We start from the raw sequence: 25163 nt of genomic DNA on the forward strand, positions 1-25163 counted from the left end.
ACCATGGGCATTGATCTTCCCATCGTCTGGGCCTGCATCATCGCCTTCGGCCTGATGATGTATGTCATCATGGACGGGTTCGATCTGGGGATCGGGATCCTGTTCCCCTTCATCAAGGACCGCACCGACCGGGATGTCATGGTCAATACCGTCGCCCCGGTCTGGGACGGCAACGAGACCTGGCTTGTGCTGGGTGGCGCGGGGCTGATGGCCGCCTTTCCGCTGGCCTATTCGGTGATCCTGACGGCGCTATACATCCCGCTCGCACTGATGCTCTTGGGGCTGATCTGGCGCGGCGTGGCGTTCGAGTTTCGCTTCAAGGCCGATGAGCATCACAAGCCGTTCTGGGACAAGGCCTTCATGGGTGGCTCGATCGTGGCGACCTTCTTCCAGGGGGTCTCGCTCGGTGCTTTTCTCAACGGGTTCGAGGTCGAGGGCGTGCGCTATATGGGCGGCGTGATGGACTGGCTGACGCCGTTTGCCCTGTTCACCGGCTTGGGGCTTCTGGTCGCCTATGCGCTTTTGGGCACCACCTGGCTGATCATCAAGACGGAAGGACCACTGCATGACCGGCTGGTCAGGCTTGCGCAGCCCCTGATGCTGGTGCTGCTTGGCGTGATCGTAGTGGTCAGCCTCTGGACGCCGCTCGCGCATCAGGCAGTGGCGGATCGGTGGTTCACGCTGCCGAACCTTTTTTTCTTCGCACCGGTGCCGGGCCTTGTTGCGGTGACGGCCTTCCTGCTTCTGCGCAGCTTGCGGACGGGGGATCCGGGGCCTGCGCCCTTCATCCTGACGCTGTTCCTGCTGTTTCTGGGTTATACCGGTCTTGGGATCAGCATGTTCCCCTATATCATCCCGCCCGCGATCACCTTGCGCGAGGCCGCCGCGCCACCGGAGAGCATGGGCTTTGCGCTGGTCGGCGCGCTTCTGATCATCCCGGTGATCCTCGCCTATACCGCCTGGTCCTATTACGTGTTCCGCGGCAAGGTGCGGGCAGGCGACGGATATCACTGATGAAACGCATGGTGATCGAGCGTAAATCGGATGCTCCGCGATCGCTGGCGAAACGGATCGGCTGGCTCGTACTGATCTGGGCGCTCAGCGTGCTGGCGCTTGGGGTAGTAGCCTACGGGTTCCGCCTTGTGATGAAAGCGGCGGGGCTGAGCCTCTGACAAGCCCTGATCCTCACCCGGGGCGCTTGGCCCTACAAGACAGGTGGCCCTGGCAGGCGGGGCAGGTCTTAGTCCTGACCGGACAGAATGCGTTCGGCAGCAGTCCGGTTGAAACAGGGCTCTTTTTGCCAGATCTGCACGACAGGGTGATCGTAGACCCGCCACGGCTCTTGCGTGAAGCGGTCGTCGAACGGAAACAGGGGCAGGGGGAAACCACTGTCCGCCAGAAAAACCCGGGTAAAGCACAGCCTGCCTTCGGCAAGTGCCGCGTAGTAGCGGGTCACGATGGGAAAACGCTGGGGCAGGCGGGGGATCACCTCGCTTTGCCGGCCCGACGAGATGGCCAGATACTCCGTCTGATCCAGCGCCTCGGCGAGCCGCCTCGCGGTGCCTTCATCCTCGGCATCCGTCAGCTGCAGCTTGATGAAGCGGAACGGGCCGGGCGTCTCATGCGCCGGCAGCGAGACGGGGGTATAACGCTGGACCGGAAGGCCCTCGTCCCAATCAGTCTCGACGCCGATCGCAGTGCCGGCGGGGAGGGCGCGCATCCATTCCGTCGCCACGACCCTTGGGTTCGGTCCCAGATGCAGCCGCACGACGCCCGCGCCCCACCAGCACGCCAGAACCAGAAGCAGGACAGGGATGGGGCGCGGCAGACGGGCCAGCGCGACCGCGGCCAGCACGGCCAGTACGGGCAGGGCGGGCGCGAAATAGCGCAGCACCCATTGCCACATCCACATCCTGCCACTGCAGCGCCAAGCTGCGGCTTCTATGCGGGGCTGTCGCGGGGAGAGGTTGGATGCCGACAAGCCAGCCCGAGTTCTACTACCCGGATTCGACCCGCTTCATCGGTTTCGACCCCGACATGCCCGACAAGGGCTTTACCGAGTTTCTGGCCTATGCCTTCTCGGTCGGGGACCTGCACGCCCACTCGCCGCGATTTGCTGGCCGAAGTTGCGGGCCAGGCAGATGACGCGCACTCTGGCATCGCGTTCGGCGGCATGGCGCAGCAGGGGGATTGTCGCATCGGTCGAACCGTCATCGACGAAGATGAACTCAAAGTCACAGTCGGCGGCCAGACGGCTCATCCTGTCCAGCTGGTTTAGCGTCTCGGCCAGAACCTCCTCTTCATTGAGGCAGGGCACTACCACCGAAACCAGGGGCGCCGCCTTGTCATCGCGCAGTTCGGCCATCGGGTCCTTGCATCTCTTCAAATGTGAGTGGCGGGATCAAATATCGCGGCCATGGCCTGCCCGACCAAGTCTAGGCATGTCTTGATGACGAGGAAAGCTCCGGCAGGCAAGCCCGGCGGGATGAAAGACATCGGGGGGCTGTAGAATCTGTCTTATATGCGTTGCCATTGATCAGGCAGCGGTTGCCGGCGGTGTCGATGATCCAGACTTCGCGGAAACAGGTCAGCATCGGCCAAGGGCGCCGGTTGGTGCGATGGGCATTGTTGCTGCAGTCGTTCGCAGACAGGATTCCCACTGCGAACCCACGCTGTTAGGCGCCCATCATGAGCAGACCCGAGCCTGCCTGCTGCCGCGCGACGAACTTCAGATCGTATTATAGGGCACCCGCCGATCTATCAGCGCGGCGTACAGACACCAGCCGGCATGCCTGCCTGGTCGCGGACCACAATTCTGCGGGGCCCTCAGACTGCGTTCTGGTCGATGTGCTGCGAGGCGCATGAACGACCGCTTGCCAATTTCGCCGCAGTTACAATGCCGCATTGCCGTCAGCCTGCTCTCCGCCCGTTCCCGACATCTACCCTAGGCGGCGCTCGACTGGCCGCAGCTGCGGGGAAAGCGGTTCATCACCGCCATCGTCGAGCCGGGGGCGGAGGTGCATGCCTATGTCATCCGGGGGCTTGCCGACTACAGCACCTATCCCGAGGTGCTCTACCACGATGTCAGCAATGGCGCGTCAGCCGCAGGTTAAATCTCAACGCCAGCGGCAAGTTTTCAACAGGATATAATTAATCAACTTGCCTGCAGGCTGTACAAGCCTCGACGGAATTTCCAAAAGTTTTACTAGTGCATCCCATATCACTAGGATGGCACTATATACGCAGACACTCGCGCAATCCGTGCGCGCTCCCGCAATTCAGTTGGTCGCATATGATAGAATTCGCGGAACCATTTAGAAAAGTGCGACGTAGATCCGAATCCCGAAGCGATAGCAACTTCAAAGACCGTTTGCTCAGTGTAGAGTAACAGCTCGCGAGCATGATCGATTCGCAATGAAATATAGTAGCGCGAAGGGGTCATCCCAAGATGTTGCCGAAACTGTCGCTCCAGTTGGCGGGAGCTGAGCCCGGCCTTGGCAGCCATATCCTCAACAGGCATTGGAGGTTCGATATTCAACTGCATCATTCGGATCACCTTCTGCGTCGGAAGTGGCAGCGCAGCTATTTGCTGCAAACGTCCTCCCTGCTGATTTTCTGCGGCATCCCGAATACGTTCATGATGGAACTGATTTGCCACCGCTCGGGCAAGATCAAGCCCGTAGCGCTCGGCAATTATATGTAGCATCATATCCATAGCGGCTGTGCCCCCGGAGCATGTCAGCCGATTACGATCAATCTCGAATAGGGTACCGGTCGCTTTGACATTGGGGAAGTTATCCTCAAAGGCGATTCGGTTTTCCCAATGTATAGTAGCGCGATAGCCGTCAAGCAGACCTGCGCGAGCAAGCAGATGGCTCGCCGTTGATAGTGCGCCTATCGGAAGTCCGCGATGTGCGGCGCGGCGCAAGGCAGCCAGATATGGCCTTTCGCGCAGTGGACTGACGCGGACGCCGCCACAGACGAAAAGGGCATGTGCACCCTCAAGTGCGGAGGTGAGCGGCTTCGCCGGGAAGGGAATGTCATTTGAGGCGATAACCGGAGCGCCATCAAGACTACACAGATCCCAGCGGAAGGCCTCCCGCCCAAGCAGTCGATTAGTCGACCGCAACGGCTCGATCGCGGAGGCCAGGCTCATCATCGACAGGTCGTCAATCATGAGAAACACGAAGGAAAGCGGCTCAGAGGCGTGCTCAAGAAGCATCCGGTAGACCCTGCGAGGCTCGGCGACATTGCCGGAACCGGTGTACGTGGAGCATATATACGACACTCGAGGGGAGACCAAGAACAAGCCGATACATTTTGCGACCGTCCTTCATCCCAACCTAAACTCAGGAAACGGCATTAGTCGTCAGGACTGTCGGATTGTCACTTAATTCATTGATTATAAATAATTATACTCCATCCGAACCTACGCGAAGCCCCCTCTTCTGGTGTCTACCCGTTCGAAGCTTCACTGACTGACGTACTGAAACGTCAGGACAGGATGCTGAAAGTAACATGTCGGATCCTTAAAATTGCACGATGTGCCTCTGGACGCACCTAGCCTGCACTTGCGGCGCAATTTCCATTGAGGAAAGCCTCGGGACAAGAACGCGGCCGCGGACTGCTCCAGAGGTCGCGTCGCCTGGAAGAGCCGCCAACATATCGTCTGGCGGCGGAACTCGCCCTGGGCGGTTCGTCGGAGCCCGGGCTGGCGCATCCGACCGGGGCGGCCCGGCTCACCTACTGTTGATGGTACAGCATAATATGGGCGGCTGAGAACGGGTCCCGCGCGGTCGATGGCCTGCACCGGCACGCGGCCAATTCGTGCAGCGTTGCTCTCTGATCGGAGAAGTGGCGTAGCAGCCGCCACCAGATTTTCGACGTCGCATCTATAGCTATCGAATTCCACCCGTTACCTTGATCTTGGCGCCTACTTCTAGGGGAGCGTCAAGCTGCCTGCTGACGGCATGGTGCTACTGAGCAGGCGCAATAGCGCTCCAGTCGGTCGCAAGGGAGGGAGTTAAAACTCCATATCCGCTGCCGAGGCAAGCAGACGAACACCGCAGGAAACGGATGACGGAAATCTGATGCTGCGTGTCGAATCGCTGGAACTGGCTTGCACCTGAACTGGTAACGTCGATGCGGTGAAATGGACTAGACGAGGGGCGCCCGCAGCCCCCTCATGCCCGCAGAAGAGACAGCCGGCCTGCTCCACGATTGGCCAAGATTGGAAAGATCGCGTTGAGACAGGTCGAGACTGAAGAAACTGTGTGGATCTCCTTGTCCGATGGCTGCAGCCTCGCGGCGCGCCTGTGGCGACCGACTGAGAGAGATGGCGCGCTGCCCGCCATCCTCGAATTCATCCCATATCGCCGCCGCGACCGTCATCGCGGTGATGACGCTTTCACCCATCCTGGCCTGTCGGCGCTTGGCTATGTTTGCGTACGGGTGGACATGCGCGGCTCCGGCGACAGCGACGGGCTGATGTACGACGAATACACGGAACCCGAGTGGAAAGACGCCTGTGAAGTGATCGCTTGGATCGCCGAGCAACCGTGGTGCGATGGCCGTGTCGGCATGATGGGTCTTTCCTGGGGCGGATTCAACTCACTGCAGGTGGCCGCATGCCGTCCGCCGGCGCTCAAGGCCGTGGTCTCTACCTGCGCCTCTGACGACCGCTATCGCGACGACATGCATTATATGGGCGGCTGCCTCTTGGGGGACAATCTCCAATACGGCTCGACCCTCTTCACCTGGCTCGCCACTCCGCCCGATCCGCGGATCGTGGGCGAGAAATGGCGTAAGATGTGGCACCAACGGCTGAAAGCGACCGAACCGCCGGCGCTGCGTTGGATGCAGCATCCGATGCGGGACAGCTATTGGCGCTCGGGCAGTGTCTGTGAGGATTACGGGCGGATCGAGGTACCGGTTCTGGCGGTCTCCGGCTGGGCGGACGGCTACACCAATTCGGTGATGCGGCTGCTGTCGGGCCTTTCAGGACCACGCAAAGGGCTGATCGGACCCTGGGGCCATGCCTATCCGCATGTGGCGACTCCCGGCCCCACCATCGATTTCATCGCCTATCTCGGTCGCTGGTTCGACCACTGGCTGAAAGGCATCGACACCGGCCTGATGGACGAACCGATGCTGACCGTCTGGGTGCAGGAGAGTGAGCCACCGCAAGCCGCCTATAAAGTGCGTCGGGGCAGCTGGCACGGCCAGCATGTCTGGCCACCTCTCGCAGCACCCAGTCTGGAACTAGTCGCCAAAGTGAATGGCAGTCTTGCCCCTGTGGCGGCAGAAGGGGATTCCCTGCCGCTGGCAACGGTTTCCGGACCAGCGGACGCCGGAACAGCCTCCGGAGAGTGGTGTCCATATGGCTGGGGCCCCGACATGCCACTCGATCAGCGAGAAGACGACGCTTATGCTGCCTGCTTCGACACCGAGGAATTGGACCACGAGGTCACGCTTTTGGGTGGAACCGAGGTGGCAATCTGCCTTGCCAGCACCCTGCCTGAAGGCGTGATGTCGGTGCGATTGGCCGAGATTGCGAAAGATGGCAGCAGCCGACGGATCACCTATGGCCTTGCCAATCTTGCGCTGGACGACGACTATTCGGCCCCGCGCCGCATGCAGCCGGGCGAGGCCTTCACCGTCAAGATGCGCCTCAACGATGCTGCCTATCGCATCCCCGCGGGTCATCGGCTGCGGCTCGCCATAGGCAATGCCTACTGGCCGCTCGCGACAGGTGTGCCAACCCCTCCGGACCTGACCATCTATGCAGCCAAGCTCTCGATCCCCTTGCTGGACGAGAAAAACAGCGCGTGCGCAACGAAGTTCGGCCCCGCCGTTATCCCCGACTACCCCGAAGCGCGAGAGATCGTAGCCCCTGAGCGGGGAAGGATAGCGCTGACCCGCCATTTGGGGCGAGCCGAAACCACCATGGATGTGGTTCGCAATCTTGGAGCGGTCGAGTTGGGCGATGTCGAACTGACACTTCGCGCGCTTGGTACCGAACGCTACACCATGCCGCGCGACCGACCCGAAGCGGCGCATTCCGAGACGATCCGTCTCGCTGCGATGCGCCGCGACGATTGGAACGCACGCGTCGAAACGCGGACATCGCTCACATTTGAGGGCAACAATTGCCGCTTCAAGGCAGTGATCGAAGCCTTCGATGACGATGTACAAATATTCCAAAGAACATGGGATGTCGCGATCCCGCGACCAATTGCCATCCGGGGACACTGAGAATTCACTGACGGGGAAGCCTTCCTGAGTCAGCGATACTACCGAGAGTCAAAAAACGAAACACACAGGGAGATACAGAATGAGTATGCAATTCAAAGCGAACCTTCGCTCGCTAACTGTCGGCGTCGTCATCGCGGCTGGTTTGTCCTCTTCGGTTTCGGCGCAGGACGCGCCGGTGCGGATCGGTTTTCCGAACCAGACCGAACAGGCCATGATGGGCTATATGGCAGCCCTAATCATCGAGAAGAAACTGGGACTCGAGGTCGAGCTTTCGGGCAATCTCGGCGGCACCGCCATCGGCCAGCAAGCAATCATCGAAGGGGCGCTGGATGTCTTCCCGGACTATACGGGCGATGCGCTCGCAAACGTCCTGAAGGAGGAGCCGCTGACCGAGCCCACCGCCGCCTACGAGCGCGTTGCCTCGCAATACAAGGAGAAATACAACATCGTCTGGTTGGCTCCAACGAAGTTCAACAATACCTACGCCTTGGCGCTCAAGGCGGACAAGGCCGAAGAGTTGAAGATCGCCACCATCTCGGATCTCGCGCCGCATGCCGGCGGGTGGTCACTCGGGTCCTCGGTCGAGTTTGCCGCCCGTCCGATCGACGGCTACCCTGGCATGGCGAAGGCCTACGGCTTCGAGTTCGGCACCATCAAGCCAATGGACATCGGGCTGATGTATACCTCGATCGATGCGGGCCAAGTCGATGTGATCGTCGCATTTGCTACCGATGCGCGCATCGGCAAGGTCGGCCTCAAGGTTCTGGATGACGACAAGTTCTTCTTCCCGGCCTACAACGCCGCGATCACCGTTCGTGGTGAGCTTCTCGAGAAACACCCGGAAATCGGTCCTGCGATCGATGAGGTCATCGGGGCCATCGACACCGAAACCCAGGTTCGGCTGAATGCCCGCGCCGACATCGACAATATCCCGGTGGATGTCGTTGCCGAGGACTACCTGCGCGAGATCGGTGCCATCGAGTAAGTCTCGCTGCTCCTGGACCGAAACACCCGGCCTTGCGACAGCACTGGCCGGGTGCCTTTCTGAAAGTACCCGCATGGACTATATTGTCGCCAATTTTGACCGCATCCTCGGGATAACCCAGCGTCATCTCGAGATCTGCGGCTTGTCGCTCCTGTTCGCAATCGCGATCGGTATTCCGCTCGGAATTATCGCCACCCGGTCCCGTCTTCTCCAGCCCCTTATCCTGGGCAGCATCGCCCTGATCTACACGGTTCCGACTTTGGCCATGTTCGGCCTGATGATCCCGTTCTTCGGTCTGGGTATGGTGCCGGCCGTCATCGCGGTGACGCTCTATTCTTTGCTACCGGTCGTGCAGAACACCTACACCGGGATCATCAACGTGCCCCCAGCCGCCCGCGAAGCCGCCACGGGGCTGGGCATGAGCAGCACCCAGATCCTGCTGCGGGTGGAGTTGCCCCTGTCGCTGGTCGTATTGTCAGGCGGCATCCGTCTGGCGGTTGTCAATGCCGTGGGCATCGGCACCCTGGCTTCGCTGATCGGAGCAGGCGGACTTGGCGATCTGATCTTCCGCGGCATCTCGACTGTCTCGCCCTCCGTGGTACTGGCCGGCTCCATTCCGGTCATCCTGATGGCGCTGACAGCCGATTTCGGCCTCAAGCTGCTGGAGAAGGCGATGGCGCGCCGCATTGGTCTGGCCGGAGCGGAGGTCGCCCACTGATGTCCTTCCACCAGTATTTCAGCATCTTCGGCGACCAAATCGTCTCGCTGACCATCCAGCATGTCCTGCTTTTCCTCATCGCCTTTGCTGTCGCGGCTCTGCTGGGCGTGGTCATGGGCGTCGCGATCTATCGCATCCACGCGCTGCGCATCCTCTTGCCCGTGGTCAACATCCTGCAAACCGTGCCCGAAATCGTGCTTCTGGCGCTTGCCATCCCCTTTTTGGGCATCGGCTATACCGGCGCGCTGGTGCCGCTTCTGGTGAAGGGCATCCTGCCAGTTCTTCAAAACACCATCAGCGGACTGCAAAGCGTGCGGCCCGAGATGAAAGAGGCCGCGACCGGCATAGGCATGTCCAGGGCGCAGCTTCTGTTCCGCGTCGAGCTGCCCAGCGCTCTGCCGATCATTCTGGCCGGAATGCGGATTTCCGCGATCATGCTGGTCTCGGTCATCACGCTGACCGCCTATATCGGCGTGGAAAGCCTTGGAACATTGATCCTTCAGGGCATCGCCCGGATGGACAGCAACCCGCTGATCGTGGGATCGGGCCTGTCAGCCTTGCTCGCGGTCCTTGTCAATCAGATCATGATCTATCTCGAGCGCAAAGCGTTGCGCAGAACTGGGGCCCGCCCATGACCACCGTCGCCATCGAATTCAAGTCCGTCACCAAGCGGTTTCCCAAGACCGACCGGCCGGCGGTAGATCAGGTCGATCTCAAGGTGCATCAGGGTGAGACGGTCGCGCTGATCGGCGCCTCGGGCTGCGGCAAGACCACCTCGCTGAAGATGATCAACCGGCTGATCGAGCCTTCAGGGGGAGAAATCCTTGTCAACGGGCAGGACATCCGCAACCTGCCGCTTCTGGCACTGCGCCGCTCGCTCGGCTACGTGATCCAGCATGTCGGCCTTTTCCCGCATATGACGGTCGCCGCCAACATAGCGGTGGTGCCAAAGCTCTTGGGCTGGGACAGGGCGCGGATCGACAAGCGGGTGGATGAGTTGCTTGAGATGGTGCATCTGCCGCCCGCAGAGTTCCGCGACCGCCGCCCCTTCGACCTTTCCGGCGGCCAGCAGCAGCGGGTTGGCGTTGCCCGGGCGCTGGCGGTCGATCCGCCAATCCTTCTGATGGATGAACCCTTCGGCGCCCTGGACCCGATCACTCGGGCCAGCCTGCAGAATGAGATTCTTGGCATCCAGCGCAAGCTGCGCAAGGCCATTGTCATCGTCACCCATGACATGGAGGAGGCAGTGCGTCTTGCCGACCGCATCGTGGTAATGCAGGCGGGGCGGATCGTGATGGATGCGAGCCCCAGCGAAATCCTGATGCGGCCGGCCACCCCCTTCGTGGCAAGCCTGCTGGGTGACAGCCGGATGATCAAGCTGTTGCAAACACTGAAGGTCCGCGACCATGCGGCGGCTGGCAATTGCGCAGACGCGCCACATCTGCCGGGCGACGCCAGCCTGCATGACGCGCTGAACCTTTTTCTCGAAACCGGGGCCGATGCGATTGCGGTACGCGATACGGGCGAAGGGTCCTGTCTGAGCCGCAACCATCTCTTCACCATCGCCAAGGGTGCCTGAGCCATGGCAGGCCTCTGCCTCGTTCTGGACCAAAGCGGCACGGCGGGGAGTGAGGCAGACGATCTGCGCAGGCTGGCCGCGCGCACGGACGAAGCCGCGAAGATGGGCGCCGGACTTCTGCTGCTGCCCGAACTGGACTGGGGCGGCTACGGCCACGCCGAAACCACCCGGACCCGCGCCCTGAGCCGCATCGAACTGCAGGCAAGGCTTGCGCCAATGGCCCGGACGAACGCGGTCGATATTGTCATCGGCTACCCAGAGCAGGATGGGGGGGCCATCCACAATTCCGTGCTCTGGGTGGGCGCGAGGGGCGAACTGGTGGCCAATTACCGCAAGCTGCATCTGTGGGGCGATTACGAAAGGGCGGTATTTACCGCCGGCGACAACCGGCCTCCCTTGGTCGCGCGCCATGGCCTTACCTTCGGCCTGCTGATCTGCTTCGATCTGGATCACGCCGTGACGGCACAGGATCTGGCCCGCCGTGGGGCCGACGTGATCCTGGTGTCCAGCGCAACCTCGGCCCCCTATCACATGGTGCCTCGCGCCCAGGCACCGGCCCGCGCCTATGAAAACGCGGTCTTTCTTGCTTTCTGCAACCGCTCCGACAGCGATGGCGAGACCCCTTTCATCGGCGAAAGCCGGGTGCTGGCGCCCGATGCCTCCATCCTTGCCGCCAACGAGGCCCGGGACGCGCAGATGATCGCCGCCCGCATCGTGCCTCAAGATTTCGCCGAATGGCGCCAGCTTCACAGCTATCACGATGCCTTGCGGCTGGACCTCTACCCCGTGCCCTGAGGCACACGCCCCCCTCTCTCTCTGACCAGAGCCTGATCCCATGACCGCCGAGCAGACAGATTTCCCGCATTCAATCCAGGAGATCGAGAACCAATGGATCCCGATGCCCGATGGCACCCGCCTTGCCGCCCGCATCTGGATGCCGCTTGATGCAGAGGCGAAGCCGGTCCCCGCCATCCTCGAGCTTATCCCCTATCGCAAGCGCGATGGCATGTCGCGCCGGGATGAGCGGATGCACCCCTGGTTCGCCGGTCACGGCTATGCGTCGGTCCGCGTCGACATCCGGGGGTCGGGCGACAGCGAGGGCATCCTGACCGACGAATATACCGCGCAGGAGCAGCGAGATGGGCTTGCCATCATCGAATGGCTGAGCCGCCAGCTCTGGTGCTCGGGCGCGGTGGGGATGATCGGAATCTCCTGGGGCGGCTTCAACGGCCTGCAGATCGCGGCGCACCGGCCCGAGGCATTGAAGGCCATTGTCACGGTCGGCTCCACCGATGACCGCTATGCCGACGACGTGCATTACATGGGCGGCGTCGAACTCAGTTCGAATTTCACCTGGTCGCAGACGCTCTATGCCGATCTGACCCGCCCGCCCGATCCGCTGATCGCAGGGGAAAAATGGCGTGAGATCTGGCTGGAGCGGCTGGAGAAGGCCAACTTCTTCCTACGTGAATGGATGTCGCATCGCACCCGAGACGACTATTGGCGGCATGGTTCGGTCTGTGAGGACTATGGCCGCATCCACTGCCCGGTCTTTGCGGTGGGCGGTTGGTCGGATTCCTACACCAATGCCGTGGGCCGTCTGCTTCGCGGGCTGAAGGCGCCCGCGTTGGGGCTGATCGGGCCCTGGGGCCATGACTATCCGCATACGGCAATGCCTGGCCCTGCGATCGGCTTCCTGCAGGAATGCCTGCGCTGGTGGGATCATTGGCTGAAGGGTAGCGATAGCGGCATCATGGAAGAGGCGAAGCTGCGCGTCTGGGTTCAGGAAGACCTGTCCACCGACCCTGCACATGACATGCGGGCCGGCGCGTGGCTGGGGCTGGACTCCGCCGAACCGGGCGCGGATCAGGTCTTCTGGCTTTCCCCTCTCCACCTGAACCTTGAACCGCAGCCGCAGGCCACGCGGGTGGAGGTCGACACCTTGCAGACCATGGGCTGGACCGCCGGAGAGTGGTGTGCCTATGGCGCCTGCGCCGATCAGCCTGCCGATCAGGCGGTGGAGGACGGCCTCTCGGTGGTTTTCGACAGCACGCCGCTAGCCGGGCCGCTTGTCGTCGTGGGGGCGCCGCGGCTGCGGTTGCGGCTCGCCTCTTCCGCCACTTGCGGACAGGTGATTGTGCGGTTGAACGAGGTGGACGAGAAGGGCCGTTCGGCCCGCGTCACCTATGGCGTTCTGAACCTTGAAAGCCGCGCGGGCTTTGACCAGCATGTGCCGGTGGTGCCGGGCGAGATGATGGACGTCGAAGTAAAACTCTGCGATGTGGCCTATCGCTTCCGCCGCGGTCGCAGGATTCGCATCGCCGTCTCGACCACTTATTGGCCGACAGTCTGGCCGGCAGAGAAGCCTTTCACCCTGACCCTCGATTGCGCGCATTCGGCGCTGCGCCTGCCCCAGCCGGATGCCTTGCAGACCAGCGCGCGCCCCGTGATTTTCGAGGCCCCCGCCGCCTCGATCGCAAACGCGCGCGCACAATTGCGGCCGGGCGAGATGCGGCGCGAGTTGAAACGGGATTTCATCACCAGTGAAGAGATCCTGACCGTGGTGGTCGATGACGGGCTGCAACGCCTTTCCCCGCACGGGCTTGAGGTCGGGCGTCGCTGCGTCGAGCGGTATGGCATCCGCCCCGATGATCCGCGCTCGGCTTGGGTCGAGGCCGACTGGACCATGACTCTTGGCCGGGGCGACTGGCAGATCCGCACCGAAGTGCGCTCATCTCAGCGGCGAACGGCAGCTGGCGTCGAGACGCGGAATTGCGTTCTGGCCTATGAGGGCGACCGCTGCGTCTTCCGCCGCGAAGAGTAAGGGCGGGCGCAGGCAGCCCTTCGATACGAGCGGATCAAACAAGGAAGGCGCCCTGTGGGCGCCTTTCTCTTCATCGGCTGCGGGTCTGTCAGCCCCCGCGAAGGCGACGGCCCTCGGGGTCGAAGGGCGGCTCGGAAAGAACCGTGGCCCGGTGCGGCAAGCCAAGGATCGCAACCTCGACCGTATCGCCCGGCTTCACCTTGTCTGCCTTGAGATAGGCGATCGCCAGCGACTTGCCGACCGAATAGCCGTAAGCGCCCGATGACACCTGACCAACCGGAGCCCCATCGGGAAGAAAGATTGGCTCGCCGCCCGTGGCATCGGCATCCTTCGCCTCGATCTCCAGCATCATCATCTGGTCGCGGGCGGGCTGGTTGCGGATATTCTCCCAGGCGTCTTTGTTGAGGAACTCCTTGTCGTCGCGGATCAGCCGGTCGAGACCGCTTTCCTGCGGCCAGTATTCCGGGCTGTAATCGCGGCCCCAGGAGCCATAACCCTTCTCGACCCGCAGGCTCATCAACGCGCGGCTGCCGACCGGACCCGCGCCATGTGCCTTGCCAGCCTCAAGAAGCGCGGCGTAGAGCCTGACCTGATCGGCCGCGTCGCAGTGCAATTCCCAGCCGAGGTCGCCGGTAAAGGAAACGCGCAGCGCCACACATTCGACGCCAGCCACGACGATGCGGGCTGATCGCATGAAGGGCATCGCCTCATTCGACAAGTCCGCATTGGTCATGCCGGCGAGGATGTCGCGTGCCCGTGGGCCCGCGACGTTGAAGCCACACATCGCCTCTGTCCTGCTCTCAAACAGGGTGCCTTCCGGCAGCGGCACCGCGCGGAAAAAGCGCTGGTGGAACCGCTCGGCCATCCCCGAGCCGATCACCATGAACTCCTCTTCGCCCAGACGGGTGACGGTGAAGTCGCCGGCGATCCCGCCGCGCTTGCCTATCAACGGGGTGAGGCAGGAGCGTCCGGCCAGCTTCGGCATCCGATTTGCGAAGACGGCATTCAGCCATGCCTCGGCCCCCGGACCAGCCACTCGGTATTTGGCAAAGTTCGAGATGTCGATGATACCGGCCTTCTCGCGCAGCATCCTGGCCTCGCGGCCGACCGGTGCCCACCAGTTCTGCCGCACGAAGCCGCAGGTCTCATGATCCGGCTCGCCCTCTGCGGCGAACCACAAGGGATGCTCCCAGCCGAAGTTCAGGCCGAAGATTGCGCCCATCTCCTTTTGCATCGCATAGGCCGGACGGGTGCGGACGGGACGGCCCGCCGCGCGTTCTTCGTTGGGGAAATGAATCTTGAAGCGGTGCGAATACTGGTCCTCGACCCGCGCCTTGGTGAAAGCTTTGCCTGCCCAGGCCCCGTAACGCGCCATGTCCCAGCCGAACATGTCGAGCGAGGGCTCGCCTTCGACGATCCATTCGGCGGCGAGTTTGCCAAGGCCCCCCGATTGCGAGAAGCCGGGGATGATGCCGTTGCAGCAGAAATAGCCGGTCAGTTCCGGCACCGGGCCGAACAAAGCCGAGGAATCGGGCGACCAGATCATTGGACCATTGATCACGCGCTTGATCCCGGCCCGGCCCACAGCGGGCACGCGCCCGATGGCCCGCATCATGTTGGGCTCGATCCGCTCCAGATCATCGGGGAAAAGCTCATGCCCGAAACCGGGCGGGGTACCCTCTTCGGCCCAGAACTTCATCTGCTTCTCATAGGCCCCGATCAACAGCCCCTGGCCTTCCTGCCGCAGGTAATATTCCCCGTCGCGGTCGGCGACCGAGGGCAGCCGGCGGTCCAGCGCAGCGATTTCACTGATGGTTTCGGTGACGAAATACTGGTGCTCTGTCGGGATCAGAGGCAGGTCAACGCCCGCCATCCGCGCCACTTCCCGCGCCCAGAGACCGGCCGCGTTGACGATCCAGGGCGTGCGGATGTCGCCCTTGTCGGTGCGCACGATCCATGTCCCGTCGGGCTGCTGCTCTGTCCCGGTGACGGGGGTGAAGCGGTGGATCTCGGCTCCCAGTTGGCGCGCGCCGGCGGCATAGGCATGGGTCACGCCCGAGGGATCGACATTGCCGCCATCGGGTTCATACATGATGCAGCGAACGCCGTCGAAATCAACCAGCGGATGCAGGCGCTCGGCCTCGGCCCGGGTGACCTCGTGGAAGTTCATGCCATAGCGGCGGGCCTTGGCGGCCTGGATACGCAGTTGGTGTTCGCGCTCCTGCGTTTGGGCAAGGTAAAGCGAGCCGGGCTGGAAGATGCCACAGCCCTGCCCCGTCTCGGCCTCGAGCTGCTTGTAAAGCGTCATCGTGTAGTGCTGCAGGCGCGAGATGTTGGTGTTGTCGTGCAAGCCGTGGATATTGGCCGCAGCATGCCAGGTTGAACCGGAGGTTAGTTCCGACCGCTCCAGCAGCACCACATCGCGCCAGCCGAGGCGGGCAAGGTGATAAAGGATCGAGCAACCGATAAGTCCGCCGCCGACGATGACGGCCTGTGCGTGGGTGCGCATATATTTTGTCCTGGTATGGCTAAATGTTGAGGTGCGGCGGTCCGGTCAGGGCTCATCCGCGCCAATTTCCTCGCGCCGGCGCGCCACATAGGCGTCAAGCTCTTCACGGATGGCGGGGTCCATCGCGGGCTCTTCGTACTCTTCAAGCGCGCGCTGCCACAGTTCGGTCGCCCGGGTCAGCGCGTTCTTCGAGCCTGCCGCCTCCCAGCCACCATAGTTTGTCCAGTCCGAAAGCATCGGCGCATAGAACGCGGTCTCATAGCGTTGCAGCGTGTGTTCCGTGCCGAAGAAATGCCCGCCAGTCGGCACCGAGGCGATGGTGTCGAACCCCAGTTCCTCTTCGCCGAAATCGATTGGCCGCATCACCTCCATCATGTTCTGCAGGATTTCCACATCAAGGATCAGCTTTTCATAGGAAGCGGTCAGTCCGCCTTCCAGCCAGCCTGCGGCGTGGTAGATCAGGTTCGCCCCGCCTCCAACCGCACCCCAGGTTGCCATAGCAGTCTCATAGGCCGCCTGCAGATCGACGGCGTTCGAGGCGTTTGCGTTCGAGGTCCGGTAGGGCAGCCTGTAACGACGCGCCAGCTGTCCCGCGATCAAATTGGCCTTGGTATTCTCGGGCGTGCCGAAGGCCGGGGCACCGGACTTCATGTCCACATTCGAAGTGAAGGCCCCGTACATCACCGGCGCACCGGGTCGAACGAGTTGGGTGAGCACCACGCCGAACAGGGCTTCGGCATTCTGCTGGGCAAGGGCCGCGGGCAAGGAGACCGGAGTCATCGCTCCCATCAGCGTGAAGGGGGTGACCGCGACCGGCTGGCCGTGTTCGGCCATGGCGATGAGCCCCTCGGCCATCTCGCCGTCCAGCAGGCGGGGCGAGTTGACAGAGATGATGGTGATCACGCCTGGGGCTTCGGCCATATCTGCCGGGGTGATGCCGCGGGCGATCGCCATCATGTTGATCCCGTCCGTCGCCCGGCCCCGCCCGATGGCGGTGCAATGGAAGGACAGGTCGCTGAGGGTGAGGTTGGCGCGATAGGTGTCGAGGTGGCGGCTGTTCGCAGGCAGTTCCTGCGGGGCGGTGACCTGATTGCCGATCAGGTGGATACAGTTGAAATAATGCGCCAGCCGGATGAAGTTCTCGTAGTCCTTCAGATTTCCAGTGCGGCGACCGTTGATGCAGTCATGCACGTTGGGCGGCCCCGCCACCAGGCCGAAGGCCATGTGATTGCCGCCGATGGTCAGCCGTTTCGACGGGGTGCGGCCGGTCAGGGTAAAGCGTTCGGGCGCGGTGCGCAGTGCCTCGTTGACGATCTCTTCGCCGATGCGGATCGTGCCGGTCTCGCGGTCGACCAGTGCGCCGCCCGCCTCGAAGAGGTCCATTACCTTTGTGCTGAGAACGCGGATTCCCAGTTCTGAGAGGATCCGCATCGAAGTGGTGTGGATGGCCTCGACCTGCTCTTCGTCGGCGATTGCGATCGGAGACCAGGGCAGTTGGACATCGCGCCACGGCAATTGTGGGATACGGCCCCCGCCGCGCGACACCTTGTTGCGGCGCGCGCTGCGACGGGCTGTGGTGGTCTCGTCGGCAGTCATATCGGTGCTCCTTCTTTCCGCCCGGCAGGCAGCGGCGCAGACACAAGCTGTCGCAGGGACTGCATCCCTTCGCCCTTGCCAAGCGATGATACTGCATTGTCGATGGCACCGGCGCGGACAGCGCCCAGCGGGGACGCATAGCGGTAGAATTTCTCGCGGATCTCCTCGATGGGTGCGGGCGTCTCCGGGTCGCCGGGCGCTTCGGTCGGGCCGGAGTTCAGCACACGGCCGTCCTTCAGACGCAGTTCAACCTGCGAGAAACGGCGGGCCGGGAACTCGGCATTGAAGGCTTCGCTTTCCTCCACAATCATCCCGCCCGCCAGGCGCCGCACCTCGGGGTCGCCGAAGCGCGCCTCGGCAACGTCATCGGGGCCGACGGTGCCATGAACCAGCCCCACCGCCGCCGCATAGGCCGTGGAATACTGCGCCTCTTCGGTGGTCGCGGGCAGTCGGATCGCCAGACGTTTGGACTCATGGAAGGTGGTGACGGAGATCTGCTCCACCATTTCCGAGGTCAGTCGGTGGTCCTGGCGCAGAGTCATCACCGCGTGCAGGGCGGGTTGCGCCCAGCGGCAGACCGGGAAGGGCTTGAAATACTGCTCGGTGATGCGCCAGCGGCTGCCGAGATCAGACCAGAGATCGGCGACATCCGCACCCTCTATGGTGATCGCCGGCGCGCCGGTAAAGCCGTCGGCGGCAAGATAGGCAGCCGAGACCCCCGCCATTGCACCATAGCCGGAACCGTCCTTGACCATGGTCGGCGCATCGATGCAGCGCATCATCTGGCTGCGCGGCCCATGATATTCCGCAATGCCAACGGCCTCGCGGGTCGTGGCCGTGTCCAGTCGCAGCACCCGCGCGCCCAGCGCGGCGGTGGCGACCGCGATCCATGCGCCCGAAGTGTGATAGTCGCAGGCAGTACGATGCAGCGCGATCCCGGCGCGGGTACCGATCTCGTATCCCACCACCAACGCGGCAAGAAAGTCGCGATCGTCGTCCTGCCCTTCGGCCTCGGTCAGGGCCAACAGCGCCGGCAGGACGCCGCAGCCGACATGGCCCTTGGTAAGCTTATGCCCGTCATGCCCGTCAAGCGAGTCGATGGTCATGCCCCCGGCCATGGCCGCACCCAGCGGGCTTGCCACCCGCCCGTCGAACAGCATCCGCGCACTGCGGCGACCGGGGGCGAAATGTTCCGCCGCGTGGTCGCGGATGATCTGCGACAGGCGCGTAGAAGTGCCGCCCGCCGCAACTCCCAGCAGGTCAAGCAGCCATCGCCTCCCCTGCGACAGAATTTCCCCGGGGATCGTGGTCGCCTTGGTATCGTGCAGAAAGTCGCTGAATATCAGTCCCATTGTCTTGTCCTTTAGACGCCGACCTTCGGCATGGAGGTATCGTAGCGGATGATCAATTCGCGCTTCAGCACCTTGCCGCTCGGATTCGTCGGCAAGGCATCCAGAAATTCGTAGCGCTTCGGTCTCTTGTAGGGGGCGAGCTCATTGCTCGCTTTGAAATGCACATCGAGCATTTCACCGGTCAAATCTGGATCTGACCTTACGATGCAGGCCATGACGATCTGCCCCCACTTCGGATCCGGCAGCCCCACAACGGAAGCCTCCTGCACGCCGGGGCAGTGATAGAGAATCTCTTCAACCTCGCGCGGATAGATATTCTCGCCGCCCGAGACGATCATGTCGTCGGCCCTGCCATGGAAATAATAGAATCCCTCATCGTCCTGGCTGAACAGATCTCCGGTGTAAATCCAGCCGGCCTTGAGCTTCCTCTGCGTTTCAGCCGGTTTGTTCCAATACCCGCTCATGGCCTGCGGTCCACGCACAATGAGCTGGCCGATCTCACCGCGAGCTACGCATTCGTCTGGCGGCACTTCGCGGGTAAGGTCATCGGTTACGATCCGGCATTCCGAGATCAGCGTTGGCTTGCCGCAGGAGCCAAGCTTGCGCATCACATCCTCGGGGCGAAGAAGCAAAGGCAGTGACGCCTCGGTCATACCGTATCCGTTGAAGATGCCGGGGCAGAATTCGGTGCGCACCCGTTCCATCGTCGCCGAGGAGATCGCCGCACCGCCGGTGGTGATCAGCCGCAGCGACGACAGATCGTGGCGCGCAAAATCCGGCTGGAACAGCATCTCCTGAATCTGGGTCGGCACCGCGAACAGCGTGGTGATACGCTCGGCCGCGATGGTTGCGAGGGTGCCGTCGGCTTCGTAGCGACCGGTTACCACATTGGTGCCGCCAACCATCAAATGCGGGATGAAATAGGCCTGCATCCCGCCGACATGATAGAGTGGCGCGATATGCAGCGCGCGGTCGCTGTGGCTGAGCGAATATTCCATCACGCAGTTCATCGCGATGGCGATATCGTTGGCGTGGGTGTGGATCACCCCCTTGGGTCGTCCGGTGGTGCCCGAGGTGTAGACCAGTGAGGAAATCGCATCCCCCGCGGGCGAGGGGCGCGGCTCGTTGCTGTCGGGGGTCTCGGCCAGAGTATCGAAATGGTGGTGCCCTTGCGGTATATTCACCGGATCGTAAGCGCAGCCGATATAGTCGTGGACCGAGCGAAGCTGTGCCGCGATCTTCAGCGCGTTCTCGGTCAGACTGCGGCCGTAGACCAGCACCCGAGCGCCGGAATCCTGGAGGATATAGGCGGCCTCGCCGGGCGAGAGGCGGAAGTTCATCGGCACCGCCACCGCGCCGAGGATCTGGCAGGCGAAATAGGTGGTGACCGAATTCTCCGAGGTCGAGACGTAGAAGGCCACACGGTCGCCCGGTCGCACACCGAGGTCGGACAGCGCTTGCGCGAAGCGGAGCACCCGGCCCAGCCATTCGGCATAGGTCCAGCGCCGCTCCTCGAATACCAGCGCGGTGTGGTCGGGGTAGCGGTCGGCAGAAGCTTCGAGGATGCGGGCGATGTGCATGGCGCTTCCCCTGTCAGAGATTGGGGCGGATCGCGGGCATCTCGCGCGCCGCGATCAGGTACTTGCACATCTCGGACGTGCCGCCGACGATAGGCAGCGCGCGGGCGTCGCGGTAGAGCTGTTCCACCCTTCCATATTGCCGGGTGACGCCATCGCCGCCGAGGATCTGCACCGCGCGGTCGGAACAGAACACCGCCGTCTCGCTGGCGACCAGTTTGGCCTGGCTCGCCTCGCGCATCAGATCCTTGCCGCCGAGCCCTGCGTCATACATCTTCGCCGCCCGGTGCGTCAGCAGCTCCGCCGCGTCGATGCGCCAGCTCATCTGCGCCACCATGTCCCAGATCAGTTGCTTCTGTCCAAGCTTCTGGCCGAAGCTGACCCGGCTCTGGGCGTGGTCCTTCGCCAGATCGAAAGCCGCGCGCGCGACGCCGAGGCCCGAGCCGCCGAGGATCACCCGCTCGAAATTGAACGCGCCCAGCATGATGGCAAAGCCCTGGTTCACCTCGCCCAGCAGGTTCTCTTCGGGGACGCGCACCTGATCCAGCGTCACCTCGCCCACCACCGAGCCGCGCCGACCCATGAAATCATAAAGCCGCGGGACGGACAGGCCGGGGGTGCCCGCGGGCACCAGCACCGCGCTCATGCCCTTTTGCGGCGGCAGGTCCGGGTCGGTGATGCCCCAGACGATATAGACATCAGCCTCGCCCGCATTCGAGATATAGCGCTTGAAGCCGTCAATCACCCATTCGCGGGTGCTGTCGTCGAAACGGATGCGGGTGGTCATCCCGGCGCTGTCCGAGCCGACCCCGGGCTCGGTCATGCAGATCGAGCCGACCGCGCGGCCTTCGAGGATCGGGGTCAGGTAACGCTCGCGCAGCGCCGGACGGGCGTGGCGGTGGATCGGATAGGCGCAGGACAGCGCGGTGGCGATGGTGGTCTCGAACGCGTAGTTCAGATAGGCGGCTTCCTCCGAGACGATCACCGCATGGGTCAGGCCCGGGGCGGAGAGCGGCCCAGAGTAAAGGTCGGTGAACATCAGTTTGAGATAGCCCGCCTCGCCGAGCGCGCGGGCCACCGCGGTCTGCGTCGAGAAATCCTGATTGCGCTCGATGGCATCGACCCGGGGGGCCAGCTCGCGCGCCATGAAGTCGCGCAATTCGGCGCGGAAGGCGCGGTCCTCGTCGGTCAGGAAGAAATCGTGCATGTCAGGCCCGGGGTTGTCTTGCGGATCGGAGGTACCCAGTTCGCACGCCAGCCGTTGGGCCCCGGTCAGCACCCGAGGCAGATTGGCATCTCGGAGCGTAGGCAGCAGGTGCCGCGTGACGCAGGCGGCCGTAATCGAGTTCGGCGGGATCTCTCCTCCGCTGCCGACCACCGCCAGCTCCCGCCCGAACGGATCGAGGATGCGCGAGCCGCCCCAGAAGGTCAGGCCGCGCTCGGTACCAGTGCGGTATCACCACAGGCGTGCCGTAGATCATCGCCCACCGCTTCACCCCCGCGCTGTTGGGCCGGGCGAGAGGCGTCGCGCCGCACAGCATAGCGAGATGGGTCGGCGCCGGGTTGCACACAGCGGCAAAGACCCCCAACCCCGCGCTCCACAGTCCACCAAGGGTAAAGGTATCGACACGGCGACCAGCAGCATCGTCTTTGCCCTCGTCCATACTGCTGCAGCTCGGCAAATTCAGATCGCGGTACAGACGGCTCATGCACCCCCCCGGAGGATCGTCGACTGCTTCCCGGCAGTTTCCTCGATGAAGCGCAGCGTTTCCATTTCCACCCCGAAGACCGGAGGAGCGGTTGCTACCGCACCACGTGAACTCGTCGAGCTTAATACGATGCGATTGCGCTCATGCCGTACTTGATCGACAGCGCGTTGCATAAATCCGTCATGGTCTTGGGTCCGCAGGAATGCGCTGCTCGATGCGGCCGTACGCGGCAGAGACAATCCCGCACCTGACCCTCTCGGCGCTGCATCGGAGCCTGCAACGGCACGGTATCTCCCACCTGCCCGATGTAGAAGGAGACAAGCCGAAGCGGCAGCAGTTCAAGCGCTATCCCATAGACCCTCGCCGACGGTTCTCGAACCGATGGCGAACATGCAGGCTCGATCCACATCGATATCGCTGAGGTGCAAACCGCTGAAGGGAAGCTCTATCTCTTCGTGGCCATCGACCGCACCAGCAAGTTCGCCTTCACCCGGCTTGTCGAAAAGGACTTGATTGCTGCCGTTCCCTATCGGCTGCACACGGTGCTGACCGACAACGGGGTACCGACCTGGAGGGCTGAAAGGGGAGTTGGAACGCCCAGACCGCGAGTTGGGTAAGCTTCCGTCCGCCCTGAAAGCCGGAGGCCCACTTCCATCAATCATCGACGACATGAAGAAGCTGGGGGCCCGCAAGGCGGAACGCAGGACGCAGAGGGCCGCACCCAGCCAGCCGAGACCTTCCGATCCCTCGTCGAGCAGGTGACGCTGGTGCGGACGACGGAGAACTGGCCATCGTCCTTCGCGGCGATCTCGGTGCGATCCTGCGCTTTGCCGCCGACCTTGCGCCTCGGAAGACCGCGTTCTGCAGCGTTCAGAACCACTTCGTCTGCAACATGGCCCAGCATGTCATCCCGCCGAAACCTATCGGGGCAATGATGAGACCTACAGTTCCGGACGACCGGGCCTACACATCGATCGACCATTTATAGTGGTGATGCTCCAGCATCGGATGCATGTCGGCGCCCTTCACCCTGGCGTTCATATGGCGGTAGATCGACCGCCAGTAGGGCTGGATCATGACGCCTTCGTCCTGCATGATCTTTTCGATCTTCGCCATCACTTCGCTGCGCTGCGCATTGTCGCGGATTGCCATCGCCTCGTCCAGCAGGCGGTCGAACTCGGCGTTCGCGAAGGCGGATTCATTCCAGGCCTCGCCGGTCCGGTAGGCCAGCGCGAGGATCTGCACGCCCAGCGGCCGCATCGCCCATTCCGTGGCCGAGAACGGAAACTTCAGCCAGTCGTTCCAGTAGCTCGACCCCGGCAGGACCGTCCGCTTGATCTTGATCCCCGCGTCGCGGATCTGGGCCGCGACGGCATCGCAGGTGCCGGATTGCCAGGCGTCGTCGATCGAGATCAGCTCGAACTCGGTGTCGGCATGGCCGGCCTCGTCGATCAGCGCCTTGGCGGCTGCGGGATCGACCACTTGCGGCGGCAGCTTGGCGTATTCGGGATGGATCGGGCAGACATGGTGGTTCTCCGCCGGCGACCCGAGCCCGGCATAGCCCAGTTCCAGCACCGCAGCGTTGTCGACGGCCATCTGCATAGCGCGGCGGACGCGCACATCCTTGAACTCTTCGGCAAGCTGGTTGAACCGCACGGTCAGGGTGCCGGCCGTCACCGCCTCGGACTTGATCCATCCAAAGGCATCGAAGGCGCCGACGAAGTCGCCCGCGGTCTGGTAGGTCGCGTCGATCTCGTCGGAGTTGGCGGCTGCAAGGATGGCCGCGGGATCGGTGCCGAGGTCGATGTATTCGATCCGGTCCAGATAGGGCCCGCCATAGACCTCGGTGCCCCACCAGAGATGGTCGGGATTGCGTGCCAGGACCTGACGCACGCCGACCTCGTTGGTTTCCGGCAGATAGGGGCCGGTGCCGATGGGCGTCAGCGAGGGATCGCTGTTGTCATAGCTCTGGTGGACCACGCCGCCCGAGTAATCCGCCATCGTGACGATGATCGAGATGTCCGGCACGCTGAGCGCCAGCTTGACGGTATGGCCGTCCACGACCGTCACCGCCCCGTCGCGCAGCTTCTTCGTCTCGGGGTTTCCCAAGGCCGACAGGCGCCCGGCCATCGAATTGCCCTCGACCGTGCCGTCGCACCAGCGGGCGATGTTGTGGGCCACATCCTCGGCGGTGAAATCATCGCCGTTGTTCCATTTCACGCCCTTGCGGACGGCGAGGGTATATTCGGTGGCGTCGTCGTTCGCCTCCCACCCTTCCAGCAACATGCCGCGCAGGCTGCCGTCGGGTTCGTATTCCACCAGATATTCCAGCCAGCCCCGGGTGAAGTTGGAGATCTCGCCCCAGTCGGCGGTGCGCGGGTCCTTCAGGGCCTTGGTCTCCATCGCCATGCGCAGCGTTCCCCCCTGCGTCGGCTGGGCCTGCGCCTGCCGGGGGGCGACGACGCCCAGGAGCCCATAGGCGACGCCGGAGGTTACGCCAAGCGCAGTGGCGCGGGTCAGGAATTCCCGGCGGCTCAGGGTGCCGCGGCGGACTTCTTCCGAATAGGCCTGGGCCGCGACATGGATCGGAGCGCCAGCCTTGATATCAGTGTTCATTGTCGCATTCCTTGCTTGGGTCGCCGGATGGGTTGAACGGGTCGAACGCGTTAGACGATCGGAGCGGTGGTCGGATGGCTTTGGGCAACGCCCGTGGTCGGCGACCCCGAGACCGGCGCAACCGCATAGAAGAAGGTGACGGGGGCATCGGCCTCGTAGACCAGCCAGGTGCCTTCGGGGATCCACAGCGTATCGCCCGGTCCGGCGTGAAAGGTGCCTTGCCGGGTCTTCAGGCGGAACCGGCCGTCCAGGATGAACAGCACCTCGTCATAGGTGACGGTCCATTCCATCGCGCAATTCTCGAACACGCCGATCCCGGCGCCCATCTGGCTGCTGAAGGAGGTGTTGACCAGCCCCTGCACCGCCGCGCCGTTCGGGCCGGGGACGATATCCTGATCGGATTTGCGGAAGAGCTTCACCTCGGTCATCACATGTCCCGCCTGT

General features: G+C 63.0%; 19 protein-coding genes and 1 pseudogene. 10 read left to right on the forward strand and 10 right to left on the reverse strand.

The genetic code is table 11. The features are described 5' to 3' along the window. Positions 1-3 precede the first annotated feature (3 nt). Positions 4-1014 carry a cytochrome d ubiquinol oxidase subunit II gene (gene cydB, locus V7Q39_RS00945; RefSeq protein ID WP_333814328.1) on the forward strand — a complete coding sequence of 337 codons (1011 nt, stop codon included), beginning with the start codon at positions 4-6 and terminating at the stop codon, positions 1012-1014. Beyond that, entirely contained in the window at positions 1014-1172 is a 159-nt protein-coding gene (locus V7Q39_RS00950) for a DUF2474 domain-containing protein (protein WP_333814329.1), read from the forward strand. The genes cydB and V7Q39_RS00950 overlap by 1 nt, the downstream gene beginning before the upstream one ends. Positions 1173-1240: 68 nt before the next feature. On the opposite strand, the gene V7Q39_RS00955 is transcribed toward V7Q39_RS00950, so the two are convergent. The 3 genes from V7Q39_RS00955 to V7Q39_RS00965 all read right to left on the reverse strand — a co-directional run bounded on the left by V7Q39_RS00955 (position 1241) and on the right by V7Q39_RS00965 (position 4222). Further along, positions 1241-1894: a hypothetical protein gene (locus V7Q39_RS00955; RefSeq protein ID WP_333814330.1), complete on the reverse strand. Its 654-nt coding sequence runs from the start codon at positions 1892-1894 to the stop codon at positions 1241-1243. Between the two features lie 159 nt (positions 1895-2053). Continuing rightward, positions 2054-2365 (reverse strand): glycosyltransferase, encoded by a 312-nt coding sequence (locus V7Q39_RS00960; RefSeq protein WP_333814331.1) that lies wholly within the window; start codon positions 2363-2365, stop codon positions 2054-2056. A gap of 858 nt (positions 2366-3223) precedes the next feature. Then, a complete protein-coding gene (locus V7Q39_RS00965; RefSeq protein WP_333814332.1) occupies positions 3224-4222 on the reverse strand; it encodes a GlxA family transcriptional regulator in 999 nt (332 codons plus the stop codon). Between the two features lie 998 nt (positions 4223-5220). Here V7Q39_RS00965 and V7Q39_RS00970 point away from each other — a divergent pair. The 7 genes from V7Q39_RS00970 (at position 5221) to V7Q39_RS01000 (ending at position 13360) form a co-directional block, all read left to right on the forward strand. Beyond that, positions 5221-7254, forward strand: a complete 2034-nt coding sequence (locus tag V7Q39_RS00970) for a CocE/NonD family hydrolase (protein WP_333814333.1) — start codon at positions 5221-5223, stop codon at positions 7252-7254. Positions 7255-7333: 79 nt separating this feature from the next. After that, entirely contained in the window at positions 7334-8239 is a 906-nt protein-coding gene (locus V7Q39_RS00975; protein WP_333814334.1) for an ABC transporter substrate-binding protein, read from the forward strand. Positions 8240-8312: 73 nt separating this feature from the next. Beyond that, positions 8313-8957: an ABC transporter permease gene (locus tag V7Q39_RS00980; protein WP_333814335.1), complete on the forward strand. Its 645-nt coding sequence runs from the start codon at positions 8313-8315 to the stop codon at positions 8955-8957. Next, the gene (locus tag V7Q39_RS00985; protein ID WP_333814336.1) at positions 8957-9592 is read left to right on the forward strand and encodes an ABC transporter permease; all 636 of its coding nucleotides are present in this window, start codon (positions 8957-8959) and stop codon (positions 9590-9592) included. The genes V7Q39_RS00980 and V7Q39_RS00985 overlap by 1 nt, the downstream gene beginning before the upstream one ends. Then, complete coding sequence (locus V7Q39_RS00990) at positions 9589-10536, forward strand: ABC transporter ATP-binding protein (RefSeq protein ID WP_333814337.1); 948 nt, start codon at positions 9589-9591, stop codon at positions 10534-10536. Before V7Q39_RS00985 ends, V7Q39_RS00990 begins: the two co-directional genes overlap by 4 nt. 3 nt (positions 10537-10539) lie before the next feature. Further along, the gene (locus tag V7Q39_RS00995) at positions 10540-11331 is read left to right on the forward strand and encodes a nitrilase-related carbon-nitrogen hydrolase (RefSeq protein ID WP_333814338.1); all 792 of its coding nucleotides are present in this window, start codon (positions 10540-10542) and stop codon (positions 11329-11331) included. Positions 11332-11371: 40 nt separating this feature from the next. Further along, the gene (locus tag V7Q39_RS01000) at positions 11372-13360 is read left to right on the forward strand and encodes a CocE/NonD family hydrolase (RefSeq protein WP_333814339.1); all 1989 of its coding nucleotides are present in this window, start codon (positions 11372-11374) and stop codon (positions 13358-13360) included. A gap of 88 nt (positions 13361-13448) precedes the next feature. On the opposite strand, the gene V7Q39_RS01005 is transcribed toward V7Q39_RS01000, so the two are convergent. From V7Q39_RS01005 to V7Q39_RS01025, 5 genes are read right to left on the reverse strand one after another with little or no spacing between them, the layout of a single operon-like run. After that, complete coding sequence (locus tag V7Q39_RS01005) at positions 13449-15869, reverse strand: GcvT family protein (RefSeq protein ID WP_333814340.1); 2421 nt, start codon at positions 15867-15869, stop codon at positions 13449-13451. Between the two features lie 45 nt (positions 15870-15914). After that, positions 15915-17465, reverse strand: coding sequence for a trimethylamine methyltransferase family protein (locus tag V7Q39_RS01010; RefSeq protein ID WP_333814341.1), 1551 nt, complete (start codon positions 17463-17465; stop codon positions 15915-15917). Then, positions 17462-18817 (reverse strand): MmgE/PrpD family protein, encoded by a 1356-nt coding sequence (locus V7Q39_RS01015; RefSeq protein WP_333814342.1) that lies wholly within the window; start codon positions 18815-18817, stop codon positions 17462-17464. Before V7Q39_RS01015 ends, V7Q39_RS01010 begins: the two co-directional genes overlap by 4 nt. Positions 18818-18828: 11 nt before the next feature. Further along, entirely contained in the window at positions 18829-20397 is a 1569-nt protein-coding gene (locus tag V7Q39_RS01020) for a class I adenylate-forming enzyme family protein (protein WP_333814343.1), read from the reverse strand. 13 nt (positions 20398-20410) lie between these two features. Next, positions 20411-21601: an acyl-CoA dehydrogenase family protein gene (locus V7Q39_RS01025; RefSeq protein WP_333814344.1), complete on the reverse strand. Its 1191-nt coding sequence runs from the start codon at positions 21599-21601 to the stop codon at positions 20411-20413. A 737-nt stretch (positions 21602-22338) separates the two neighbouring features. Here V7Q39_RS01025 and V7Q39_RS01030 point away from each other — a divergent pair. Continuing rightward, positions 22339-22666, forward strand: a pseudogene (locus tag V7Q39_RS01030) (hypothetical protein); the annotation flags it as partial. Positions 22667-23066: 400 nt separating this feature from the next. Here V7Q39_RS01030 and V7Q39_RS01035 read toward each other — a convergent pair. Together V7Q39_RS01035 and V7Q39_RS01040 are read right to left on the reverse strand one after the other, a co-directional pair. After that, positions 23067-24719, reverse strand: a complete 1653-nt coding sequence (locus tag V7Q39_RS01035) for an ABC transporter substrate-binding protein (protein ID WP_333814345.1) — start codon at positions 24717-24719, stop codon at positions 23067-23069. A gap of 50 nt (positions 24720-24769) precedes the next feature. Further along, positions 24770-25147: a cupin domain-containing protein gene (locus V7Q39_RS01040; protein ID WP_333814346.1), complete on the reverse strand. Its 378-nt coding sequence runs from the start codon at positions 25145-25147 to the stop codon at positions 24770-24772. Positions 25148-25163: the final 16 nt, after the last annotated feature.

Source organism: Tabrizicola sp., from assembly GCF_036781545.1.
In the GTDB taxonomy this organism is placed as follows: Bacteria; Pseudomonadota; Alphaproteobacteria; order Rhodobacterales; family Rhodobacteraceae; genus Tabrizicola.